Origin of the sequence: Streptomyces sp. (assembly GCF_050698815.1) — a bacterium.
Classification (GTDB): domain Bacteria; phylum Actinomycetota; class Actinomycetes; order Streptomycetales; family Streptomycetaceae; genus Streptomyces.
This window is the reverse complement of sequence record NZ_JBOHCV010000193.1, coordinates 1-1,967: the sequence shown is the minus strand read 5'-3', so window position 1 is coordinate 1,967 and position 1,967 is coordinate 1. Positions and strand designations below refer to the sequence as shown.

The 1,967-nt window shown below is 72.4% G+C and carries 2 protein-coding genes; both read right to left on the bottom strand.

The features are described 5' to 3' along the window. A partial coding sequence (locus tag ACRDP3_RS07175; protein ID WP_431515991.1) for a malate dehydrogenase occupies nt 1-833 on the bottom strand: 833 nt, incomplete at its 3' end. A gap of 342 nt (nt 834-1,175) precedes the next feature. Continuing rightward, nucleotides 1,176-1,967, bottom strand: a 792-nt coding sequence (locus ACRDP3_RS07170; RefSeq protein WP_431515990.1) for a DUF2690 domain-containing protein, incomplete at its 5' end; no start/stop codon positions are given.

The following is a 1,967-nucleotide window of genomic DNA, read 5'->3' as shown; positions in this document are numbered from 1 at the left end:
TCCGGGACGCCGTAGGAGCCGTCCGAGGGGATGCCCATCGAGGTCCAGTCGCCGGCCGGGGTGCCGTTGACCCAGGTGTGGACGTGGTCGACGGCGGCGTTGGCGGCGGAGGCCGCGGAGGAGGCGCCGCGGGCCTCGATGATGGCGGCGCCGCGCTTGGCGACGGTCGGGATGAAGTCCTCGGCCAGCCACTTCTCGTCGTTCACCGTCTCGGCCGCGTTCTTGCCGCCGACCTCGGCGTGGAAGATGTCCGGGTACTGGGTGGCCGAGTGGTTGCCCCAGATCGTCAGCTTCTTGATGTCGGAGACCTGCGAGCCGGTCTTCTTGGCGAGCTGGGTCAGCGCGCGGTTGTGGTCGAGGCGGGTCATCGCCGTGAAGCGCCCGGCCGGCACGTCCGGGGCCGAGGCCTGGGCGATGAGCGCGTTCGTGTTCGCGGGGTTGCCGACGACGAGGATCTTGACGTCGTCCGCCGCGTGGTCGTTGATGGCCTTGCCCTGCGGCTTGAAGATGCCGCCGTTGGCCTCGAGCAGGTCGCCGCGCTCCATGCCCTTGGTGCGGGGGCGGGCGCCGACGAGCAGGCCGACGTTCGTGCCGTCGAAGGCGACGTTCGGGTCGTCGGTGATGTCGATGCCGTGCAGCAGCGGGAAGGCGCAGTCGTCGAGCTCCATCGCGGTGCCCTCGGCCGCCTTCAGGGCCGGCGTGATCTCCAGCAGCCGGAGCTTGACCGGCACGTCCGCGCCGAGCAGCTGGCCGGAGGCGATACGGAAGAGCAGCGCGTAGCCGATCTGGCCGGCCGCTCCGGTGACGGTGACATTGACAGGGGTGCGGGTCATGGCGGTCTCCGTAGTACCTGGCGGTGGCGATGGGCCGTCCCCAGGTGAAGCCGGAGGGAACGCGCCCTGCCCTGTTCGGGAGTCTCTCTACATCAAGAGACCCGTCGCCAGGCTATCCGACGTGTCGTACGCGTCGGCAGCCGCCCGCGCGAGGAGGGGTACCGCGCGGGCGGCCAACCGAACGGTGCCAGCCCGTGGGGGGTTGTCGTACCGACGCCTTCCCGGGATCACGCGCGCCATGCATGCGCATTCATTCGAGTTGCCAAGTGCCGCCGGATGGCCGGATGTTGATGCTCGGGGGCTGGTCGAGGCGGCCGGCATGCGGTGTGGTCATGGGCGTGGTCAAGGGCTGCCCGTGGCGGTCGGCGCGGCGGCGGATTCGGTGGGGTCCGCGTCCGCCGCGTCCGTACAGCCCGTGGTGCCCGTCACCAGAGTGGCGCAGGCACGGGCCTCGGTGGAGGTGGTGACCCCGACCATCTCCGTGTAGGCGTCGTTCGTCGTGTCGACCTCGTCGCTCGCCGACTCTCCCGCCGCGCTGATCTTCAGGCCGTCGCCCTGTGCCGCTCCGGTTATACGGCCCCACGCGGCCCGGCAGAGCTTGCTGTAGCGCACCTCGACCACGCTCTCGCCGATCGAGGCCGAGGCGGCGGTCTTGACGTGCTGGCCGCCGCAGCCCATCTTCTCCGGGTCCTTGCCCGTGCAGTCCTTGCCCTGGCACTTCACGCCCGCGGGCAGGTCGGCGGCAGCGCTGGTCGGCGACGGTGACGGCGAGGCGGCGGTCTTGTCGCCGCCGCCGGGCAGGCCGAAAACCACGGCGGCCAGCACGATGACCGCCAGCCCGCCGGCGACGCCCGTGAGGAGCATCACGGCGCGGCGTTTGCGGGAGGCGGGTCTCGGGTCAGGGGCGGGGCCGGGGTCGGGGCTGTCGGGAGCCGTTTCCGGGCCGGCGCCGCCCGTACCGGCGGCACTGCCCGTACCGCCCGTACGGGGTATCTCAGCTTCACCGCGCTGCCGGCCGGCCACCGCGGAGGCGGCCTCACGGGCGGCCCCCCAGGAGTCGGGGTCGATGCGCGGCTCGCCTGGCGCGCCCTGGCCTGGCAGCGGGCGGGGGCGGAGGACGGCCGTGTCGTCGTC